The organism is Streptomyces sp. NPDC014870 (assembly GCF_043081505.1).
GTDB lineage: Bacteria > Actinomycetota > Actinomycetes > Streptomycetales > Streptomycetaceae > Streptomyces.
This window is the reverse complement of record NZ_JBIBWQ010000003.1, coordinates 410,028-429,957: the sequence shown is the minus strand read 5'-3', so window position 1 is coordinate 429,957 and position 19,930 is coordinate 410,028. Positions and strand designations below refer to the sequence as shown.

Here is a 19,930-nt window from a genome sequence, read left to right as displayed (position 1 = left end):
CACATGAACCGTAGTTGGCGTCCAGCTGGCGCGGGCCGCGTAGGGTCCGGTCAGGGCGCCGCATTGCGCAGGTCCAGGCGGTTCCTGGGCAGCCCGAAGCCCGCCATCTCCTTCTCCTCGTAGGACAGGAACCCCAGGCTTCGGTAGAACGCGTGGTTACGCTTGCCCTCCGGTGACGACTCATGGTCTGTGGAGAGGAGGAAGAAGCGGCAGTGCGAGTACCGTCGCACGAGGTGCTCGACCAGGGACCGGCCCACGCCCTGCCGGTGGTGCGCAGGGTTGACCACGACATCCTGGACGCCAGTGCTCGCCGTGCGTCCGTGTGCCCCGTGCGGCGGGAGTGCGGGAGTGTGGGAGTGGCGGGTCCGGCTACCACCATGCCTGGTTGTTGGGCCCGGTCTGCCACAGGCGGTCATCACTCGGGTAGGAGTAGTCCAGGCGGACTGTGTCCCATTGGTCGTTGTTGGTGTTCTGAAGGGCCATGGCGACGTTCACGTTCTTCACCGGACGCCAGATCCACCAGCGCTCCGGGTTGCCGCCCTTGGTCTCCAGGCGCAGGCTCCACTTCTGCTGATCAGAGCCGTCGCACGCGCGGACCACGACGCGGTTCCCCCGGGCCGGGTTGGTGGACTCGGGCTCGATGCACCGGTTCGCGGCACGGTTGCGCAGGGTCGCGGTCCACAGCTGGTTGGTGCTGTCGTAGGTGCCTTCCCAGTCCCACGCCTCCGTGATGTAGCTGTCCCAGCGGGTACCGCGGAGCGCGATCACCTCGGCCCCTTCCGCAGTACTGTCCGAGCCCAGGGCCAGGCGGCTGCCGTGCATCTTGTTCACCAGGTCTTGGTTGATGAGCGAGTCCGCCGACGCCGGCGAGGCACCGGCCAACACGATCGGAACCGCCGCGCACACAGCGGCGAGCAGCGAGAGCCTGCGCTTGGGCATCACATTCCGTCCCTTCCGAATGCGGGCACGACGGCGCGGCGGCGCCGTCTGTCACCCGGGAGTGGACGTGACCCTTTCATGCCGTATTGCGCCGCTTCTGCCGCCGCGCCCGAACGTATATCGCAGAAACGATCCCCTGTGCCCGAAAGGCTCCACGAAGCGGAGGCGGGCGCGCGTGGCGCCATCAAGTGGGGCGGGTTCAGTGGGGCGGCCGCTGCGGAGTGCTCGCCACCCCTGTCTTTCGGCCGCTCAGTGCGGCGTCCAGGGTCTGCTGGGCCGTGCGCATGGCGTCGGCGTACTTCGGCTCGGACATGCGCTCCCAGGCGCGGTCCGGTGCGACGTCCTCCACTCGGCTCGTCACCCACCAGATGTTGCCGAACGGGTCCCGTACCCGGCCGCCGCGATCCCCCCACGCGCTGTCGGCGCACTCGGTGATCACCTGCGCCCCGTGCGCGACCGCGGCTGCCATGGCGGCGTCCGCGTCGGGGACGTAGACGCGCAGCAGGGAGGGCATCACCGGCCAGTCGGGGCGTCGATCGAAGGCCAGGACGACCGTGTCGCCGACGCGGATCTCGCCGTGCCCGATGGTGCCGTCCTCGACCGGCACCCGCGCGAGTTCCTCGCCGCCGAACGCGGCGGTGACGAAGTCGAGCAGTGCGCCGGTGTCGTCGGTGACGACCCACGGTGCGACGCTGGTGTAGCCCTCGGGTGCGGTGTGACTCATCGATCTCGTCCCCTCGTGCGGTTCTTCGTGACGTGTCGACCCTAGGACTGAACTAGGACAGTTGCGGGCCTAGTTCGCACGGAAGCCGGCGCCACCATGGCCGCAGCGCCGACTTCTTGACCTCAAGGTCAAGAATGCTGCTACGGTGACACCATGGGCAGGCCGAAGCAGTTCGATCCGGACGTCGCGGTGGAGCGCGCCATGGGCGTGTTCTGGCGCAAGGGGTACGCGGCGACGACGCCTCAGGATCTCGTGGACGAGATCGGCATCGGCAAGGGCAGCCTGTACAACACCTTCGGCAGCAAGCACGCGCTGTTCGAGCGGGCGCTGGCACGGTATCGGGACTCGCAGGCCGCATGGCTGGAGGAGCTTCTCGATCACCCCGGTTCGACGAAGGACCGGCTGCGCGGCGCCCTGGAGGCGCTGGTCCACCTCGACCTGGGCGACCCGGACCGGCGCGGCTGCATGGCGGTGAACACCGCCGCCGAGCTGGCCTCTTCGGACGCCGGGACGGCCGACACGGTGCGCAGGATGTTCGCGCGCACCGAGAGCGCGTTCCGTGCCACCGTCGAGGAGGGGCAGCGGGCCGGTGATATTGCCGGCGACCGCGACGCGGCCGAGGTGGCCGCCTGGCTGCTGGCGACAGTGATCGGCATGCGCGTGCTGGCGAAGACCGCCGAGGACGCAACGCAGTTGAAGCGGGTCGTGGATGCGGCGATGAGGTCGCTGTAGGCAGTGTGGTCGGCAGAGTCGGTGTGGGCGGCTTGGTCGGTGTGGGCGGCTTGGTCGGTGCCGACCGTTGGCCGGGTTTTTTGTGGCGTTGTTTTGTACCTTCAGTTCAAGAATCTGTTGGGAGTCTGACATGGAACTCGATCTCGTCGGCAAGACCGCGGTCGTCACCGGAGCCAGCCGGGGTGTCGGCCTCGCGGTCGCCCGGCAGCTCGTCGCCGAAGGCGTCCGCGTGGTCGGCGCCGCCCGGACGGTCACGCCCGAGTTGAAGGAGGTCGGAGCCCACCCGGTCGCGGTCGACCTCAGCACTCCGGAAGGCGCCGAGGAGCTGGGGGCGCAGGCGCTCGCCGCACTCGGCGGGGTGGACATCCTGGTCAACAACCTGGGCGGCGGTGACGAGTTCACCCTGAACGGTTTCCTCGCGACCAGCGACGCCCTGTGGGCGCAGAGCTTCGAGGTCAATCTCTTCGGTACGGTCCGGGTCACCCGCAGGCTGCTGCCGAGCCTTCTGGAACGGCGCGGCTCCGTGGTGAACGTCTCGTCGATGAGCGCGCGGCTGCCCGGCACGGGCCCGATCGAGTACGGCGCCGCGAAGGCGGCCCTCAACGCCTTCGGCAAGGCGCTGTCCGAGGAGTTCGGGCCCCGGGGCGTACGTGTGAACACCGTCTCCCCCGGGCCGACGCGCACCGGCATGTGGGAGGACACCGACGGCTTCGGCGCCCGTCTCGCGGAGGCAAGCGGCGTCGAACACCGCGCCTTCCTTGCCGGGGTGCCCGCGGCGATGGGCATGACCACCGGCCGCATGGTCGAACCCGACGAAGTCGCGGCCGTCGTCGCGTTCCTCGCCTCCTCCCGCGCGGCGAGCGTGACCGGGGCCGACTACGTCGTCGACGGAGGCGGCATCAAGACGGTGTGAGGCGTTGGCGGCGACGAGCAGCACCGCTGTGACGTGTTGAACTTCCGTTCGTGTACGGCGAGATCGTCGGCTTCGCCGGTTGTTCCCAGCCGGGCTGCGATACGTTCCCCGACGTGACCGAACCCGGAGCCTTCGCCTGGCCGCCCTCCCCGATACCGACCGAGCGGCTCGTCCTGCGCGCGTCCGAGGCCCGGGACCGTGCCGTGTTCGTCGAGCTGTTCGCCTCGCCGGAGGTCGGCGCCCACGTCGGCGGTGCCCGGCCGCGCGAGGAACTTCAGCGCGCGATGCCCGACGTGCCCGGCCGGCGTCCCGGCTGCTTCGTGGTCGAACTCGACGGAGCGATGATCGGGCTCCTCACGCTCGACCCTCGCGACGCCGGGCGGCGGGGACATGTCCTCCCCGAGGCCGGGGAGGCCGAACTCGGCTACCTGTTCCTGCCGCAGGCGTGGGGCCGCGGGTACGCCTTCGAGGCGTGCGTGGCGGCACTCGACTGGTTCTCCGGCGCGCGCCCCGGCGAGCCCGTGGTGCTCTCCACCCAGAGCGCCAACGAGCGGGCGATGCGGCTCGCGTCGAAGCTGGGCTTCATCGAGGTCGAGCGGTTCGAGGAGTACGGCGCCGAGCAGTGGTTCGGCGTGCGTCGCCCCTCGGCCGCACCGGCCGCCGGCTGACGCACGGCGCCCGCCGAGCGCCCGCTGAGCGTCTGCCGAGCGATCCCCAGGTCGGCGACCTGGGGCTCCGCTGTTTCCGCTGCGTGCGCTGCGTGCGCTGCGTCCGCTCCTACGGGTGGTCGAGCTGGGCGCGTCGGCGGGCGGCGGCGGCCAGGAGCAGGGCGGCCAGGTGGGGGTCCTCGACCTCCGGCACGGTACGGAGCTTGATGTGCCGGGCCAGCTTGCCGGTGCCGGTCAGGAGGCCGGCGCTGTCGAGGGGGAGCAGGGCGACGCCCTCGCTGAACATCAGGTTCACGTGCCGCGTGTGCAGGACGAGTCCCGCGAAGAGCCCTTTGTACGTGCCGGGCGCGAACGTGAATCCGAGCATCCGGGCCGACACGTCGACGTCCTCGGCCGCATCGGGCACGGCCTCGTTCACGACCTCCCTCGCGCGTCGTGCGACCAGCGCCACGATGGGTTCGGCCCCGGCCAACACGTCCTGCCAGCCCTGGGGGCGCGTGTTCTCCGACGTCATGCCCGGAGCTTAGGCGCCCGGAGCTCAGGTGCGAGGGCGCCGTTCCGGCGTTCGGGTTCGCCGGACACACCTTGCGAAGCGGAACGGCGTTCCGTATCGTCCATTGCGGAACACGGTTCCGTTTTGCCGACTCCGGTCGCCTCCGAACGGAAGGACCTGCCATGCCCGACTCGAACGCCACACCCGCCCCCGTGGTCTCGGTGCTCTCCGCCAAGCCGCTCGTCCTGCCCGCGCCGGGCCGCGGTGACGACCTCCAGGTGCGGGTCTCCGCGCCCATCAGCGGGAGCGCGCTGCCCGTCATCGTCTTCTCGCACGGCTTCGGCTGGTCGATGGACGGCTACGCGCCGCTCGCGGACCACTGGGCCGCCCAGGGCTTCGTGGTCGTCCAGCCCACCCACCTCGACTCCCGCACCCTCGCCCTCCCCGCCGACGACCCCCGCACCCCGCACATCTGGCGCCACCGGATCGAGGACATCACCCGCGTCCTCGACGGACTCGACACCCTTGAGGCGGCCGTGCCGGGCCTCGCCGGGCGCCTCGACCGCGACCGCGTCGCGGTGGCCGGGCACTCCTGGGGAGCGCAGACGGTGAGCACGCTGCTGGGGGCCCGGGTGCTCGACGCCGACGGCGCGCCCGGCGAGGACCTGTCCGACCCCCGGGTCAAGGCCGGCGTCCTGCTCGCCCTGACCGGTCTCGGTGACGACCTGACGCCGTTCGCCGCCGAGCACTTCCCCTTCATGCGGCCGTCGTTCGCGACCATGACCACGCCGGCCCTCGTCGTCGCAGGGGACAGCGACCGGTCCCACCTGTCCACGCGCGGACCGGACTGGTTCACCGACCCGTACACGTACAGCCCGGGTGCCAAGAGCCTGCTCACGCTGTTCGGCGCGGAACACTCCCTCGGCGGCATCCCCGGCCACGACGTCAGCGAGACCACCGACGCGTCACCCGCCCGTGTCGCCCTGATCCAACGTCTCACCACGGCCTACCTGCGCGACGCCCTCCAGGGCGACGGCACGGCGTGGAAGGCCGCGATCACCGCCCTGGACACGGATCCCGACCCGCTCGGAACGCTCCGGAGCAAGTGACCGAGGGGAGTGAGGGGAGCAACGACGCGAGCGGGGCGTACGGCGCCGCGCGCAGGGCAGGTTTCCGCCGCCTGCAGAGGGGGACAGAACCCCAGCAGGCGGCGGATCGCAGCTCCCTTCCGTGACGGAAGTTCCACGGAGCCCCGGCCGTCTCGATCGACTCAGAGAGACCGGGAACGGGAAATGGACTACTGCTCCTCGTGCCGGCGGCACCTCAACGGCGCGTTGATGTGCCCCGGTTGCGGCGCGTACGCCCCGGACCTGGCCCCTGACCCGGCCGCCGATGCCTCTGTGGCCGCGCCGGTCGTCGTGGAAGGGCGGGCGGCCAGGCGGCGGCAGCGGGAGCGGTGGCGGAGGAACAAGCGGCGGGCCGTGGTCGCGACCGCCTTCGCGCTCGTGGGCGGCGGCCTGACCGTGTCCGCGATGGAGCGGCAGTCCGGCGACATGTCGCAGGCGGCCACGGCTCCCGAGACCCCCGGGGCCGGCACCGTCGGGGAGGCCGCGGGGCCGGCCGAGAAGGACGTCCGCCCGACGTCCGTACCGCCCGCCCGGCAGCACTCCTCGGCGCCGCGACCGTCCTCCGCGCAGTCGACCGCTCCTGCGCTGTCCGAGAGCCCGCGCCCGCGCTCCGGTGCCCACCTCTCGCCCGCACCACCGCGCGAGCGGTCGGCGGTCACCGTCCCCGTCCAGCCGCGCGCGACGTTCACCCCGGCCGCCCCTCGGCCCGACCGCGCCACCGCTCCGTCTCCCGCGCCCGCCCGGGCCGTGCCCGCCCAAGCCGCACCGGCCAAGACCACGCCCGCCACCCCGGCCGCCCCCGCACCCGCCCCCGCCACACCGGCACCCGACCCGGCCACCGCCTCGCCCGCGGACCTCTGTCTGCTCGTCGTCTGCCTCGACCTCGGCTGAGCGGGCCGTCCGGGGCCGCACACACGGAAGGCCGAACATGACGGAAGTCTGACGTCGTCGACTCCCCCCTGGAGTCCCGGGCCCCGCGGTGCTCGAATCGAGCGGTGACCACAGATCCGACCGACAGCGAAGGGGCCCCCGTCGGGCGCCGCCTTGTGCTCGGCATGCTCGGGCTCGGGGCGGCGGGGCTCGCCGTCGCCCCGTACGCGCAGCGCGCCTTCGAGGGGGCGCTCGCGGCCGCCGCGGAGAAGGACCCGACGGGGCTCACCGGACTCGTCCCCACCGGGGGCGGATTCCGGTACTACTCCGTCACCTCCTCCGTACCGCGGAAGGACGAGCGGAACTACCGGCTCACCGTGGACGGTCTGGTCGACCGCCCCGCGACGTACACCCTCGACGAGCTGCGCGCGCTGCCGCAGACCCGGGTCGTACGCGACGTGCAGTGCGTCACCGGATGGCGGGTGCCCCGGACGGCCTTCTCCGGCGTCACCGTGTCGCGTCTCCTGGACGCCGCGGGGGTACGTCCCGAGGGCAAGGCGATCCGCTTCACCTGCTTCGACGGCGCGTACAGCGAGAGCCTCACGCTCGCGCAGGCCCGGCGCGACGACGTGCTGGTCTGTCTGCGGATGCGGGACGAGCCGGTCAGCCACGCGCACGGCGGCCCGGTCCGGCTCTACGTCGCGCCCATGTACTTCTACAAGTCGGCGAAATGGCTCTCCGGGATCACCGTCACCCCCGACGTCCGCCCCGGCTACTGGGAGGAGCGGGGCTATGACATCGACGCCTGGGTCGGCCGGTCCAACGGCCGCGACGACACGCCGACCGTCTGAACACCCACCGTCCGAACACCCACCGTCCGAACCACTGCCGTCCGAACACCCACCGCCTCACCCCCCGGCGCGTGTCCGCAGGTTCACGCCCGCCGAGCGCTGGGCGCACCGGACGACGGCCGCCCTGACGCTGCTGTGCGTGGCGACCGCCGCCGCCCTGTACGTGGCGCCGATCGCCCAGCTCGTCGGCCGCCGGCACCTCGTCGTCACCGTCCACGAGTGGTCCGGGCTGCTGCTGCCCGTGCCCTTCCTGTTCGGTCTCGTGTCCGCCGCCTTCCGGGCCGACCTGCGCAGGCTCAACCGCTTCGGGCCGCACGACCGGGTGTGGCTGCGCGCGGCCCGCCGCCGCGACCACCGGCCGGAGTTCCGGCCGGCCGGCAAGTTCAACGCCGGGCAGAAGGTCTACGCATCGTGGACGGCGGGCGCCGTCCTGGTGATGCTGGTGACCGGGCTGCTGATGTGGTTCACCCGGCTGACACCGCTGGAGTGGCGCACCAGCGCCACCTTCGTGCACGACTGGCTCGCCCTCGCCATCGGTGTGGTGCTCGCCGGGCACATCGCGAAGGCGTTCGCCGATCCCGAGGCGCGCAGGGGCATGCGGACCGGGTCGGTCGAGCGGGCGTGGGCGGAGCGCGAGCATCCGTTGTGGCGGCCGACGGATACCTCGCCGTGGCGACCCACGGATGCCCCGCCCTCGCGACCCACGGATGCCCCGCCGGCGGACGGTGAGAGGCGGTGGCGAGCGCTCTTGCGCCGACTGGCCGGGGTCCGTCACGCCAACCGGTGAGCCGGGCTGCCGGAAGGCGCAATGACGACGGTCTCCCGTGGTGGGCCCAGAGCCGGAATCACAGACTCCGGAACATGAGAAACCGCACGAGTGTCCGGCCACGGGCGCGCGCCAGAACGCGCGCCAAGGCCGCCGGACTCGCCTACGCCGCCGCCCTCGCGGCCGTCCCCGTCCTCGTCGTCGGCCCCGCCGCGGCCCCCGCGCAGGCCGCACCGCTGCCGGGCGGGCTCGGCCCCTGCGTGCCCGGCACCTGCCCGCCGGGGCCCTACCCCCAGATCGGCAACGGGACCATCCAGTTCCGGGACAACGGGATCAACGTCTTCGTCGGCGACGACTTCCTCGTCCGCGGCTCCGCCGCTGAGGCGGAGGGCCGGGTCGTCGTCCTGGACGACTTCGACATGAACAAGAGCGTCCCACCGGGCGGGAACTACAACATCGGCGAGGCCGGCGTCGGCTCCCGTGTCCCCCCGGCGGTCGGCACGGACTGGATGACCACCGGCGGCGACATCACCGTCGCGGCGAACCAGCAGGTCCTGGCCGAGGCCGGACGCGTACGCCACGCCGGTACGGTCACCGGCACCGTCGTGTCCACGCTCGTCCAGGACGACGACGCCACCGCCCCGTTCACCGCGCTGCGGGACCAGCTGACCACCGCGAGTCGCTGCTACGCCCGCGTCGACGGCAACCCGCGCCCGCCCACCGGCACCGCCGTCAACGAGGGCGAGCAGACGCGCTTCACCGGCGACGGGAGTTCCGCCCTCCAGATCTTCAACGTCGACTTCAACATGACGAAGGCGGACGGGGGCCAGCAGGGCGTCGTCTTCGCCGGTATCCCGGCGAACGCCACCATCCTCGTCAACATCACGGGCCCCAGCTTCACCCTCAACACCTACAGCGGCGGCATCGCCGACGCGACCGACCCGCTCAACGCCTACCGCGAGCGGCTGCTCTGGAACGTCCCGGACGCGACGGCGGTCAACCTCACCGGCACCGGCCAGTTCCAGGGCAGCTTCCTCATCGGCGAGCAGTCCTCGGCGACCACGGTCACCCTGCCGGGCGTCAACGGACGTTTCTTCACCACCGGTTCGCTCACCCACACCAGCGGCCCCGCGGGCACCGGCACCGGCCAGGAGTTCCACGCGTACCCGTTCAACGGCGACCTGCCGGACTGTGGCAACACCCCGCCCATCACCACGGGTGACGTGACGGTGGTCAAGGAGGACGCCGTGACGGGCGCCGCGCTGGGCGGGGCCAGGTTCCAGCTGTGGGAGGAGACCAACGGCATCCCCGGCCTCCAGACCGGCGGCTCCGACCCGGACACCTCCGTCGGCGATGTCTGCACGACCGGGGCGGCCGACGGAGTCTGCTCCCGGACCGTGCCCACCGGGACGTACTACTGGCAGGAGACGGGCGCCCCGCCCGGCTACGACCTGCCCGTCAATCCGGTCTTCGGACCCCTGGTGCTCACCGAGGAGAACGCCGCCGACGGCGTGACCGTCACGGCCGAGAACACCCCCTCCACCAACCCGAACGCGACGGGCGAGGTGCGGGTGCGCAAGACGGACGCGGCGACCGGCGACCCGCTGGGCGGCGCCTGGTTCCAGCTCTGGCGGGAGACCAACGGCATCACCGGGCTCCAGCCCAGCGGCAACGACCCCGACACGCAGGTGGGCAGGCTGTGCGTCACCGGCGCCGACGGCCTGTGCGTACGGACCGTGGAGACGGGGACGTACTACTGGCAGGAGACCCGCGCGCCCTCCGGGTACCAGGTGCCCGACCCCAACGTCTTCGGGCCGCTGGTGCTGACCGTGGAGAACGCCACCGCGGGCGTCACCGTCCAGGCCGCCAACACCGCGATCCCCGTCCCGCCCGTCGACGGCTCGCTCACGATCACCAAGGTCGACGCCAAGACCGGACTGCCGCTGGCCGGCGCCGTGTTCGAGCTGTGGAAGGAGACCAACAGCACCACCGGCCTCCAGACCATCGGCATCAACGCCGACACCCGGATCGGGACCGAGTGCACCACCACCGCCGCGGGCGTCTGCGCCTTCGAGGACCTGGAGAAGGGCACGTACTACGCGCGGGAGACAGGCGTCCCCGACGGTTACGTCCTGCCCGCCGACCCGGTCTTCGGTCCGTACGTCGTCGACGCCGGCCACGAGGACGTCACCGCCAAGGTGACGAACAGCCGTAAGGAGCCCTGCAAGGACATGGGCTACGGCGACGAGAACCCGTGCGAGGACACGGGCTACGGAGACCCGGGCCAGCGCGCCAGTGCCTGACGCGGAACCGTAGGACGACCGCACGAACGACAGACAGGAGCCCGCCCCCGGACCGGACGTCCGGGGGCGGGCCTTTTCGTCACGCGCCGCTGTTCGTCCGCGTGTCCTCGGCCAGGCGGACGAACGCCACCTCGAAGTGCTCCACCGAGACCACCCGCTGCCCCTCCCGGTGGGACGACTCGGCCCTGACCCGGGCCGCCTCCTCCTCGCTCCCCACCATCGAGGCCTCGTCCTCCCACAGGGTCAGCGAGCGCGCCTCGCCCGTCTCCCGCTCCACGAGGTAGTACGCGCCCCGGAACCCCGGGAGGTTCTCGACCATCTTGACGATCGTCTCCGACCTGGCGGCCAGGTCGCCCCCCTGCGGAACCGGTGACCCCTGGTAGGTGCTCAGCCTCGCGTACATCGACGGACGTCCCTTCCTCGGCGTTCCCCGGCCCGTCCCCGGCTTGCCGGGCCGACGGGCGGCTCAGGACCAGCGTGCGACGGCGGGCCGCACCCCGCATGCCGGGGCGACAATGGGGGTGAGGGTGGGGTGCGAGAGGTACGCGCCGTGAGGAGGCGGTGGCCGTGGTGCCGTACATCGCCGTGACCGCCCTGAGCCACGCCGGGCTCCTGCGCGAGCACAACGAGGACAGCCTCGTCGTGGGGCCGTGGACCCTGTGCGGGACCGTCACCGACAGCCCCCAGACCATGGTGTTCCCGCTGGACAGGCCGCTGCTCGTGGCCGTCGCCGACGGGCTCGGCGGGCAGCCGGGCGGCGAGGTGGCCAGCTCGCTGGTGGTCCGGCGGCTCGCGGCGCTCGGTCCCGCGCTCGATGGTGCCGAGACCGTCGGCGAGACCCTGGAGATGTGCAACCGGGCCGTGTACACCGCCGCCGAGGGCCGCCCCGAGCTGGCGACCATGGGCACGACGGTCGCCGGCACGCTCGTGCTGCCGCCGGAGTCGCTGCTGTCCTTCAACGTCGGCGACAGCAAGGTCTTCCACGTGTCCGGGCAGGACGGCCTGCGCCAGATCAGCGTGGACGACAGTCCGCCGCCCGCGCCCGGGCAGCGCACCACGTCGGCCGTCACCCAGACCCTCGGCGGCAGCCATGTGTACGAGGCCCTCACCCCGCACGTGGCCGAGTTCCCGCTCGTTCCGGGCGACCGCTGCCTCGTCTGCAGCGACGGCCTGACCGACCCGGTGCCCGAGGAGGACGTCGAGGCGCTGCTCCGCGTGCACGACGACGGCAAGGCGGCCTTCGAGCTGTGGAAGGCCGCCATGGAGGCCGGCGGGCCGGACAACATCACCCTCGCCCTGGTCCGGGTCGGGGAGGCCGACGGGTGAGGGGCGGGGCTCGCGGCTCCGCTACTTGAGGCTCTGCTCCGGTTCCGGTGCGGGCTCCGGTCCGGCCCCCGGTCCCGCTCCGGGGCCCGGTCCGGCTTCGGGTCCCGCGCCTGGTGCGGACTCCTCCGCCGCCAGGAACTCCGCCACCGCCAGGAGGAACAGGAGCACCAGCGCCAGGCCCACCACCACCCAGCCCGTCGGGTGGTCCCAGAGGACGTACACCAGCACCGCCGCCACCACCAGGATCCAGGTGATCCAGGTGCGGTACCGGCGGACGAACGGGCCCACCGGGCCCGTGCGCAGACCGACGCGGTCGGCCGCCGCGCGGGTCGCGGCGATGCCCGAGTGCCACATCTCACGGACCGTCGTGGCCCACTTGCCCGGGCCCGACAGCCAGGCCGCGAGGGCGAGCACGACCCCCAGGACCACGACCATCCGGATCGTCGTCCGCAGCAGCCGGATCATGGCGTCGTAGACGGAGCCGGCCGCGGCCTGCGAGACGGTGTCGGGCAGCGCGTTGAGGTAGACCGTACGGAACACGGTCAGGCCGACGCCGAGGACGATCGCCGCGAAGGCGAAGCCGAGGGCCGCGGCGATCAGGGAGCGGCGGCGGTGGGCCGAGAGCAGGACGCCGGCCGCCGCGAGCAGCACGGCGATCACCGGCAGCCACAGGCCCATGAGCTGGAGGAGCCGGAAGCCGGTCTTGACCTTCCCGATGTCGTCGGACTTGAGGACCGTGAAGTCGGTGTGGACCTCGGGGATCTTCTCGGCGACCGTGAGGCCGGAGTCGATCAGGCGCTGCTTGACCCGTTCGATCACGGGGGCGAGGTCGAGCGTGACCGTGTCGTTCTTGATCTCCACGGCGCCTTCGCCGCTGCCGGTGAGGGCGCGGACGACGGAGGTGTGGATGGCCCGGTTGGCGTCGGTCCAGACCGTCTCGAAGGCGTCCGAGGCGACGATCTCCTGCGCCTTCTCGTGGACGAAGCTCTGGACGGCGCTTTCCAGGGAGTCCCCGAGCCGGCCCAGGGCCTTCTGGAGGAGCGGGCGCTGTTCGGGGGCGACGCCCTCCAGGATGAAGTTCAGGTCGATGTGCTCCATGACGGCGCCGGTGACCCGGTTCGCCACGGCGGCCTGGACGTCCGGGTCGGAGGCGAGCGGGGCGACGGTGGCGACGTACCGGTCGGTGTCGCCCACCTCGTCGGCCGTCCAGGCGGCGACGATGCCCAGCGGGGCGAGGACGCAGCCGAGGACGATCAGGAGCGCGGCGAAGAAGGAGCGCAGCCGGTGGCGCGGCGGCCGGGCCTTCGCGGCCTCGGCCTCCGCCTCCAGGGCGGCGATCCGGGCCCGGAGGGCCTCCAGTTCGCCGTTGGGTTCTCCCGTGCTTCCCGAGGTGCTCATCGGCGTACCGTCTCGTCGGTCTTGAGGTCGTCGACGGCCTCGTCGAAGTCGTCGACCTGGTCGGGGCAGTACACCTGGAGCACGATCCGCTCGGCGCCGATCGCCTGGCTGTCGGCGATGATGGGCCGCTGGCCGGGGCCCGTGGCCCCGTTGGACAGCTGCTGGAGCCGGTAGAGCGCCGTCTTCAGGGCGCTGCCGGGGTCGTCGCAGACGGCGCCGCCGTCGGTGCCGAGGAGCCGCTCGACGGTGTCCTGGTCGGGGGCCGGGTAGCCGGCCCGCACGAGCTGGTCGCTCAGTTCCTTCGCCTTGGTGGCGGTCTGGTTGTCGCGCCGGACGGCGCTGTACTGGACGAGGCCGACGATCACCATGCCGACCAGGACCACGATCGCGCCGAGGTAGATCCACTTGTGCTCCGAGGCGAAGCGGGTGGGGCTCATGACGCGTCTCCTTCCTGCGCGGCCGCGGTGCGCCAACTGGGCTTGCGGAACTTCAGGAAGGCCCAGGGGATGAGGAAGCCCAGGATGACCAGGCCGCCGCCGACGATGGCGATGTACGCCCAGACGCTGCCGCTGCCGAACTGCGAGCTCGGGACGAAGCCGATGCAGAGCGCGGCGAGCGAGGCGAGCAGCCCGACGACGCACAGGACGCCGAGGGCGGGGGCCCGGTATCCACGGGGGTGGTCCGGCTGGGTCTTCCGCAGCCGCATCGCCGCGGCGAACATCAGCAGGTAGACGATCAGATACACCTGCGTGGTGATGACCGAGAAGATCCAGTAGACGCTGGAGACGTTCGGGATCAGCGCGTACCCCAGGGCGATGACGGTGGTCACGACGCCCTGGGTGACGAGAATGTTCTGCTGGATGCCGTACTTGTTGAGCTTCTGCAGGAACGGGGGCAGGTAGCCCTCCTGGCGGGAGATCTCCAGGAGGCCCTTCGACGGTCCGGCGAGCCAGGTCAGCATGCCGGCGAGGGACGCGGAGATCAGCATGACGGCGGCGATCGGCGTCATCCAGCCGATGTTGAAGTACGAGAAGAACGCGTCGAAGGCCTGCATGACGCCGGCGGTGAGGCTGAGTTGGTCGGCCGGGACGACCCAGCTGATCGCGAGCGCCGGGAGGATGAAGATCAGCAGCACCAGACCTGTCGCCAGGAACATCGACTTCGGGTACTCCTTGCCCGGGTCCTTCAGCGAGGAGACGTGGACGGCGTTCATCTCCATGCCCGAGTACGACAGGAAGTTGTTGACGATCAGGACGAGGCTGGCCAGACCCGTCCACTGCGGGAGCAGGTGCGAGGCGGTCATCGGGGCGGCGGAGGGGTTGCCCTGGCCGAGGAAGACCATGCCGAGGACCACGAGCAGGGTGCCGGGGATCAGGGTGCCGATGATCAGGCCCCAGCTGGCCAGCCCGGCCAGCGCCTTCGTACCGCGCGAGGAGACCCACACGCCGGTCCAGTAGAGGACCACGATGACGATCGCGGTGTACGGGCCGCTGGAGGCGAGCGCCGGATCGATGATGTACGCGATGGTCGACGCGACGAACCCGAGGAGGCTCGGGTAGTAGAAGATCGTCATCGCGAACTGGCACCAGACCGCGAGGAAGCCGAGCGGCTTGGAGAGGCCCTCGGAGACCCAGCGGTAGACACCGCCGTTCCAGCCGGAGGCGAGTTCGGCCGAGACCAGGGCGGTCGGCAGCAGGAAGACGATCGCCGGGACGAGGTAGAGGAAGACGCAGGCCAGTCCGTAGACGGCCATGGTGGGCGCGGCGCGCAGGCTGGCCACGGAGGCGGTGGTCATCAGGGCGAGCGTCACCCAGGTCATCGTGGGCACGGCCGGCCTGCGGGCCTCGGCGGCGTGGGTCACCTGGCGGGGCACCTCGGCGGGGAAGTCCATCGAGCTCATGCGTTCCCCCTGGGGCCGTGCTCCCTCATGCCGCTCTCCCTCACCCTGTGTCCGACGACTGCGCCCTACTGCCGTGTCCTACGGCGTGACAAATCAGGGCAATTCTCCGAACAGGGGGTGGTTCTGTCGCTCCGGGCGGGCGTCCGGCTGAACCGGCCGCCGACCGTCACCCGGGTGCCGCAGCACCGCGACGCACGACCGGGCCCCCTGTCGTACGATCGCGGCCCGCGCGATCATGAGGGCATGAAGCTCCGTTGTGCCGTGCTCGACGACTACCAGGGCGTCGCCCTCTCCTCCGCCGACTGGGCCCCGCTCGCCGACCGCGTCGACGTACGCGTGCTGCGCGAGCACCTGACCGACCGGGACGCCCTCGTCGCCGCCGTCGAGGACTGCGAGATCCTCGTCGTCATGCGGGAGCGGACCCCGCTCGACGCCGCGTTGCTGCACCGGCTGCCCAAGCTCCGGCTCGTGGTGACCTCGGGGATGCGCAACGCCTCCGTCGACCTCACGACGGCCGCCGCGCTCGGCATCACCGTCTGCGGTACGGCCAGCGCCTCCGAACCGCCCGCCGAACTGACCTGGGCGCTGATCCTGGGCCTCGCCCGGCACGTACCGGCCGAGGCGCGGGCGGTACGCGAAGGGGGCCCCTGGCAGTCGACCGTCGGCACCGACCTGTCGGGGCGCACCCTCGGCCTCGTCGGCCTCGGCAAGATCGGCGGCCGGGTGGCGCGGGTGGGGCTCGCCTTCGGCATGGACGTCGTCGCCTGGAGCCCGAACCTCGACGACGAGCGGGCGGCGGAACACGGGGTCGCGCGGGCCGCGGACAAGCGGGAGCTCCTGGAGCGCGCCGACTTCGTCTCCCTCCACATGGTCCTCTCGGAGCGCACCAGGAACCTGGTCGGGGAGCCCGAACTGCGGGCGATGCGCCCGACCGCGTACCTGGTCAACACCTCACGGGCCGGCCTGGTCGACGGCCCCGCGCTGCTGCGCGCGCTGCGCGAGGACTGGATCGCGGGGGCGGGCCTCGACGTCTTCGCCACCGAGCCGCTGCCCTCGCACGACCCCCTGCGCACCCTCCCCAACGTGCTGGCCCTCCCGCACCTCGGGTACGTCACGCGCGCCAACTACGGCCGCTACTTCGGCCAGGCGGTGGAGGACATCGAGGCGTTCCTCGATGGGAAGCCGGTGCGGACCCTGGGGTAGCGCCCCGGGGGGGGTGGCGGCCGTCGGGGGCCGCGTCGCGAGGCCGCGTCAGCGTCGCGAGGGCACGTCAGCGTCGCGAGGCGCGTCAGCGTCGCGAGGCGCGTCAGCGTCGCGAGGGCACGTCAGCGTCGCGAGGCGCGTCAGCGTCGCGAGGGCACGTCAGCGTCGCGAGGCGCGTCAGAGGAGTTCGGCGCGGACCAGGGTCAGCAGTTCGTCGTCGGTCAGGCCCAGGGTCCGGGCCTCGGTCACGAGGTCGCGGGCGCGTTCGGCGAGGCGGGCTCGGGCGCCCACCGGGGCGCCCGGGACGATGGCGGCGCCCCGGCCCCTGCGGAGCTCGATCAGGCCCTCCTCGCGCAGCCGTTGGTAGCCGCGCAGGACGGTGTGGACGTTCACGCCGAGCGACTCGGCGAGCTCGCGGGCGGCCGGGAGGCGCTCGCCGGGGCTCGCCGAGCCGTCGGCGAGGGCCCCGCGCACGCAGGCGGCGATCTGGTCGCCGAGCGGCACGGCGGAGGCGGGGTCGACCCGGAACAGCATGGTCAGACCCTCCCACGCCGTTCGGCCAGGGTGTTCAACAGGGCGGCGGCCGTGCGCGCGTCGGAGACGGTGACCGCGAACTCCCGGCCGCTCTCCCGCCGTACGACGAGGGCCTCCCCCGAGCGCAGGACCAGGCCCGTGCGGTGGGCGCGCACCCGGTAGCCCCAGCCGCCGAACTCCGTGAGGGCGTCGATCTCCCGGGCGCTCGCGCCCGCGACCTCGTCGAGCGGGACGGCCAGGCGCGGCCAGGGCGTGAGGGCGCTGCGGACGGTGAGGCCGCGCCGGTCGACGGTGACCCGGAGCCGGGACAGGGAGAGGACGAGCAGCCCGGCGGCGCCGAGGACGAGCGCGACGGGCCAGGGCGCCGGGAGCGCGGCCACCGGGGCCGCCGCGACCAGGACCGCGCCCGCGACGGTCATGGGGCGCGAGCCCGTGGCGCGCGACCAGCCGGCGACCTCGCCAGGACCGAGCGGCAGGGTCTCCCCGCCCACGCCCTCCCTCGCCTCGGGCGCCTGCTCCGCCGGGACGAGGCGGGTCAACGCCCAGCCCACGAGCGCGGCGACCCCGCCCGCGCCCGCCGCGACCGTGAGGTTGGCGAGCGGGGAGACCACCTCGGCCGAGTCGGTGACATCGAGGTTGTCCCGGACGAGCAGGAGCATCAGGGCCCCGGTGGCACCGGCGGTCAGCCAGGCGCCCCAGAGCGCGGGGCGCCGGACGAGCGCGGTCCAGCCGACGCCGAGGCCGGCGAGCAGCCCCGAGCTGAGGAGGAGGAAGGCCGTCGGACCGGTCCAGCCGTCGGCGCGGCCGTCGGCCGCGAAGTGCGTCGCGAGCGGATCGGGCAGCCGGTCGGCGGTGAGGCCGAGGACGGTCAGGTGGGCGGCGATCACGAGCAGGAACGGCAGCGCCGCGAAGGCGCGCAGACGGGTCGAGACATGGGTCGGGACACGGTTCATGGAATCCCCCAGAGGACAAGTTGTTTGCACTCTACTAGAACAATGCCTGTAAGGGGTGGTTCGACGCTCAGGACGCCTGGCGTTCCCACCGGTTATCGCTGCCGCCGAGGCTCGGGAACGTGGACGCGGCGGCGCGGGACGTGCCCTCGCGCCCGTGACGGCCGGCCGCGGCTGTGGGACGGTGGGACCATGCCCGTACCCGTGATCCTCGACTGCGATCCCGGTCACGACGACGCGTTCAACATCCTGCTCGCCGCCGCCCACCCGGCCGTCGAGCTCCTCGCCATCACCACCGTGGCGGGCAATCAGACGGTCGAGAAGACCACGCTGAACGCCCGCCGCGTCTGCGCCGTCGCCGGGATCCACGGGGTGCCGATCGCGGCCGGCCGGGACCGGCCGCTGCGCGGCGGACCGGACCGGGAGCCGCGCGTCGCCGCGGACATCCACGGCGGCTCGGGGCTCGACGGCCCCGGCTTCGGCGAGGGCGAACCCGACGTCCCGCAGGACCCGCGCGACGCCCTGACCCTGATCCGGGACACCCTCCTCGCGCACCCGGCGCCGGTGACGCTCGTCCCGACCGGGCCGCTCAGCAACATCGCCACGTTCCTGCTCGCCCACCCGGAGCTGACCCCCCGGATCGAGCGGATCGTGCTCATGGGCGGCTCGACCGGACGCGGGAACACCACCCCGGCCGCGGAGTTCAACATGCTCTGCGACCCGGAGGCCGCCGACATCGTCTTCTCCAGCGGGCTGCCGGTCACGATGTTCGGGCTGAACGCCACGCACCAGGCCCGGGCGACGCCCGAGGTCGTCGCCCGGATCGCGGCGCTCGGCACCCCGCTCGCCCGGCTCTGCGTCCAGCTGCTGACGTACTTCGCCGGGACCTACCGGGAGGTGTTCGGCTTCGACACGCCTCCCCTGCACGATCCGCTCACCGTGGCGCACCTGATCGACCCGTCCCTGATCAGCCTCGTGCGGGCGGCGGTCTCGGTCGAGCTGACCGGCACGCACACCCGGGGCGCCACGGTCGTGGACCTGCACGGGGTGACGGGCCGGCCGGCCAACGCGGAGGTGGGGATGGAGGTCGACGTGCCGGGCTTCTGGGAGCTGATCATCGACGCCGTACGTGTCTTGGGCGAGCCGGCCGAGGGTCCGCCGGACACGCCCTGACACGACCAGGGTCCGCTCAGCCCTCCAGCACCTCGCGCAGGGCCTTCGCGAACTCCGTCGGGGCGCCCTGCTGGCCGTACTCGCCGCCCAGGAAGCCGCCGTGGTTGCTGGGGAAGACGGCGGGCTCGGTGCCCAGGCCCGCGGCCACCTCCACGCCCGCGCGGTGGGCGAGTTCGCCCTCCGACTCGGCGCCCACGGCGACGACCACACGGGCCGGCGCGGCGCGGAGCGCCTCGAAGTCGGGTACGTAGCCGGTGCAGGTGCGCATGTTCTGGCCGAGCAGCGCGTCGTCGCGCGAGCCGTCGTCCTCGGTCGGCAGACCGAACGCGGCGGGCGAGGGGGCGGGCTCGTCGGCCCAGTCCGCCGGGATCTCGCCCTTGCGGCTGGTGAGGACGAGGAACTTGGCCATCGCGGGCCCCATACCCTCGCGCAGGTACGTCTCGCGGACGTCCAGGCAGGCCGCGAGGGCCGGATCCCGGTCCGGGAGCACCCCCACGGCCGGCGGCTCGTGGGCGACGAGGGTGCGCACGAGGTCGCCGTGGCGGGCGACGAGTTCGAGCGCGTTGACCGCGCCGCCGCTGCTGGCGAAGACGTCCACCGGGCCGGTGCCGAGCGCCTCGATGACCCGGCGCAGGTCGTCGGCGTGCTCGGCGGGCGTCGTCTCGGCGGCGCCGTCGGTGCGGGGGCTGCGGGCGACGCCCCTGGGGTCGTAGGTGACGACGGTGCGGTCGGTGAAGTGGGAGGCCAGCGTGGTGAAACCGGTCGCGTCCATGGGCGAACCGACCAGGAGCAGCGGGGCGGTCGTCGGCTCGCCGGGACGGATGTCGTAGCTCAGGGTGGCACCGGTCGCGTCGAGCGTGCGGGTGTCGATCTCGGCCATGGTTCCTTCTCCTCTGGTCTCTCTCGGTTCGAAGGGGTAGACGGCCGGCGGAGGCGAAACTCATCGCTCCTGCGACGACTTCCCCCAAGACGGGACGAGACGAGACGCAGCGTCTTGCGCAATCGCTCCAGGCGTCCTACAATCTTCACATCGAGACGAGACGTCTCGTCTCGCAGATCA

Annotated in this window: 22 protein-coding genes; 11 read left to right on the top strand and 11 right to left on the bottom strand. The window is 72.5% G+C overall.

From position 1 onward, the window contains the following. Positions 1–50: 50 nt before the first annotated feature. The 3 genes from ACF09C_RS10545 to ACF09C_RS10535 form a co-directional block, all read right to left on the bottom strand. Positions 51–416 carry a GNAT family N-acetyltransferase gene (locus ACF09C_RS10545; protein WP_392091400.1) on the bottom strand — a complete coding sequence of 122 codons (366 nt, stop codon included), beginning with the start codon at positions 414–416 and terminating at the stop codon, positions 51–53. After that, positions 370–939, bottom strand: coding sequence for an RICIN domain-containing protein (locus ACF09C_RS10540; RefSeq protein ID WP_392090950.1), 570 nt, complete (start codon positions 937–939; stop codon positions 370–372). Before ACF09C_RS10540 ends, ACF09C_RS10545 begins: the two co-directional genes overlap by 47 nt. 199 nt (positions 940–1,138) lie before the next feature. After that, a complete protein-coding gene (locus ACF09C_RS10535; RefSeq protein ID WP_392090948.1) occupies positions 1,139–1,663 on the bottom strand; it encodes a VOC family protein in 525 nt (174 codons plus the stop codon). Between the two features lie 153 nt (positions 1,664–1,816). Here ACF09C_RS10535 and ACF09C_RS10530 point away from each other — a divergent pair, with 153 nt between their 5' ends. The 3 genes from ACF09C_RS10530 (at position 1,817) to ACF09C_RS10520 (ending at position 3,976) form a co-directional block, all read left to right on the top strand. Continuing rightward, positions 1,817–2,395 carry a TetR/AcrR family transcriptional regulator gene (locus ACF09C_RS10530; RefSeq protein WP_392090947.1) on the top strand — a complete coding sequence of 193 codons (579 nt, stop codon included), beginning with the start codon at positions 1,817–1,819 and terminating at the stop codon, positions 2,393–2,395. Positions 2,396–2,525: 130 nt separating this feature from the next. Beyond that, complete coding sequence (locus tag ACF09C_RS10525) at positions 2,526–3,308, top strand: oxidoreductase (protein WP_392090945.1); 783 nt, start codon at positions 2,526–2,528, stop codon at positions 3,306–3,308. A 113-nt stretch (positions 3,309–3,421) separates the two neighbouring features. Continuing rightward, positions 3,422–3,976, top strand: coding sequence for a GNAT family N-acetyltransferase (locus ACF09C_RS10520; protein WP_392090943.1), 555 nt, complete (start codon positions 3,422–3,424; stop codon positions 3,974–3,976). Between the two features lie 109 nt (positions 3,977–4,085). Here the strand turns inward: ACF09C_RS10520 and ACF09C_RS10515 are convergent, their stop codons facing one another. Further along, the gene (locus ACF09C_RS10515; protein ID WP_392090941.1) at positions 4,086–4,490 is read right to left on the bottom strand and encodes a hypothetical protein; all 405 of its coding nucleotides are present in this window, start codon (positions 4,488–4,490) and stop codon (positions 4,086–4,088) included. Positions 4,491–4,651: 161 nt separating this feature from the next. On the opposite strand from ACF09C_RS10515, the gene ACF09C_RS10510 reads away from it, so the two are divergent. The 5 genes from ACF09C_RS10510 to ACF09C_RS10490 all read left to right on the top strand — a co-directional run bounded on the left by ACF09C_RS10510 (position 4,652) and on the right by ACF09C_RS10490 (position 10,386). Further along, positions 4,652–5,578 carry an alpha/beta hydrolase family protein gene (locus tag ACF09C_RS10510; RefSeq protein ID WP_392090940.1) on the top strand — a complete coding sequence of 309 codons (927 nt, stop codon included), beginning with the start codon at positions 4,652–4,654 and terminating at the stop codon, positions 5,576–5,578. Between the two features lie 183 nt (positions 5,579–5,761). Continuing rightward, positions 5,762–6,487 (top strand): hypothetical protein, encoded by a 726-nt coding sequence (locus ACF09C_RS10505; RefSeq protein ID WP_392090939.1) that lies wholly within the window; start codon positions 5,762–5,764, stop codon positions 6,485–6,487. Between the two features lie 164 nt (positions 6,488–6,651). Next, positions 6,652–7,317, top strand: coding sequence for a molybdopterin-dependent oxidoreductase (locus tag ACF09C_RS10500; RefSeq protein WP_392091399.1), 666 nt, complete (start codon positions 6,652–6,654; stop codon positions 7,315–7,317). After that, positions 7,259–8,104 carry a cytochrome b/b6 domain-containing protein gene (locus tag ACF09C_RS10495; RefSeq protein WP_392090938.1) on the top strand — a complete coding sequence of 282 codons (846 nt, stop codon included), beginning with the start codon at positions 7,259–7,261 and terminating at the stop codon, positions 8,102–8,104. Before ACF09C_RS10500 ends, ACF09C_RS10495 begins: the two co-directional genes overlap by 59 nt. A gap of 74 nt (positions 8,105–8,178) precedes the next feature. Further along, positions 8,179–10,386 carry a choice-of-anchor A family protein gene (locus ACF09C_RS10490; RefSeq protein WP_392090937.1) on the top strand — a complete coding sequence of 736 codons (2,208 nt, stop codon included), beginning with the start codon at positions 8,179–8,181 and terminating at the stop codon, positions 10,384–10,386. 79 nt (positions 10,387–10,465) lie between these two features. On the opposite strand, the gene ACF09C_RS10485 is transcribed toward ACF09C_RS10490, so the two are convergent. Next, entirely contained in the window at positions 10,466–10,789 is a 324-nt protein-coding gene (locus ACF09C_RS10485; RefSeq protein WP_392090936.1) for a hypothetical protein, read from the bottom strand. A 167-nt stretch (positions 10,790–10,956) separates the two neighbouring features. Between ACF09C_RS10485 and ACF09C_RS10480 the strand changes: the two genes are divergently transcribed. Continuing rightward, positions 10,957–11,712: a PP2C family protein-serine/threonine phosphatase gene (locus ACF09C_RS10480; protein ID WP_392091398.1), complete on the top strand. Its 756-nt coding sequence runs from the start codon at positions 10,957–10,959 to the stop codon at positions 11,710–11,712. A 21-nt stretch (positions 11,713–11,733) separates the two neighbouring features. Here ACF09C_RS10480 and ACF09C_RS10475 read toward each other — a convergent pair whose 3' ends face one another. From ACF09C_RS10475 to ACF09C_RS10465, 3 genes are read right to left on the bottom strand one after another with little or no spacing between them, the layout of a single operon-like run. Next, on the bottom strand, positions 11,734–13,110 hold the full coding sequence (locus ACF09C_RS10475) for a hypothetical protein (protein WP_392090935.1): 1,377 nt from the start codon (positions 13,108–13,110) through the stop codon (positions 11,734–11,736). After that, positions 13,107–13,547 carry a hypothetical protein gene (locus ACF09C_RS10470; RefSeq protein ID WP_392090934.1) on the bottom strand — a complete coding sequence of 147 codons (441 nt, stop codon included), beginning with the start codon at positions 13,545–13,547 and terminating at the stop codon, positions 13,107–13,109. The genes ACF09C_RS10475 and ACF09C_RS10470 overlap by 4 nt, the downstream gene beginning before the upstream one ends. Further along, positions 13,544–15,010, bottom strand: coding sequence for an APC family permease (locus ACF09C_RS10465; protein WP_392090933.1), 1,467 nt, complete (start codon positions 15,008–15,010; stop codon positions 13,544–13,546). Before ACF09C_RS10465 ends, ACF09C_RS10470 begins: the two co-directional genes overlap by 4 nt. Before the next feature lie 243 nt (positions 15,011–15,253). Here ACF09C_RS10465 and ACF09C_RS10460 point away from each other — a divergent pair, with 243 nt between their 5' ends. Further along, the gene (locus ACF09C_RS10460; RefSeq protein WP_392090932.1) at positions 15,254–16,213 is read left to right on the top strand and encodes a D-2-hydroxyacid dehydrogenase family protein; all 960 of its coding nucleotides are present in this window, start codon (positions 15,254–15,256) and stop codon (positions 16,211–16,213) included. Between the two features lie 177 nt (positions 16,214–16,390). Here the strand turns inward: ACF09C_RS10460 and ACF09C_RS10455 are convergent, their stop codons facing one another. Beyond that, positions 16,391–16,747 carry a GntR family transcriptional regulator gene (locus tag ACF09C_RS10455; protein ID WP_392090931.1) on the bottom strand — a complete coding sequence of 119 codons (357 nt, stop codon included), beginning with the start codon at positions 16,745–16,747 and terminating at the stop codon, positions 16,391–16,393. A 2-nt stretch (positions 16,748–16,749) separates the two neighbouring features. Further along, entirely contained in the window at positions 16,750–17,700 is a 951-nt protein-coding gene (locus ACF09C_RS10450) for a DUF1648 domain-containing protein (RefSeq protein WP_392090930.1), read from the bottom strand. 189 nt (positions 17,701–17,889) lie between these two features. Between ACF09C_RS10450 and ACF09C_RS10445 the strand changes: the two genes are divergently transcribed. Continuing rightward, entirely contained in the window at positions 17,890–18,870 is a 981-nt protein-coding gene (locus tag ACF09C_RS10445) for a nucleoside hydrolase (RefSeq protein ID WP_392090929.1), read from the top strand. Between the two features lie 16 nt (positions 18,871–18,886). On the opposite strand, the gene ACF09C_RS10440 is transcribed toward ACF09C_RS10445, so the two are convergent. Beyond that, positions 18,887–19,750 (bottom strand): alpha/beta fold hydrolase, encoded by an 864-nt coding sequence (locus tag ACF09C_RS10440; RefSeq protein WP_392090928.1) that lies wholly within the window; start codon positions 19,748–19,750, stop codon positions 18,887–18,889. Positions 19,751–19,930: the final 180 nt, after the last annotated feature.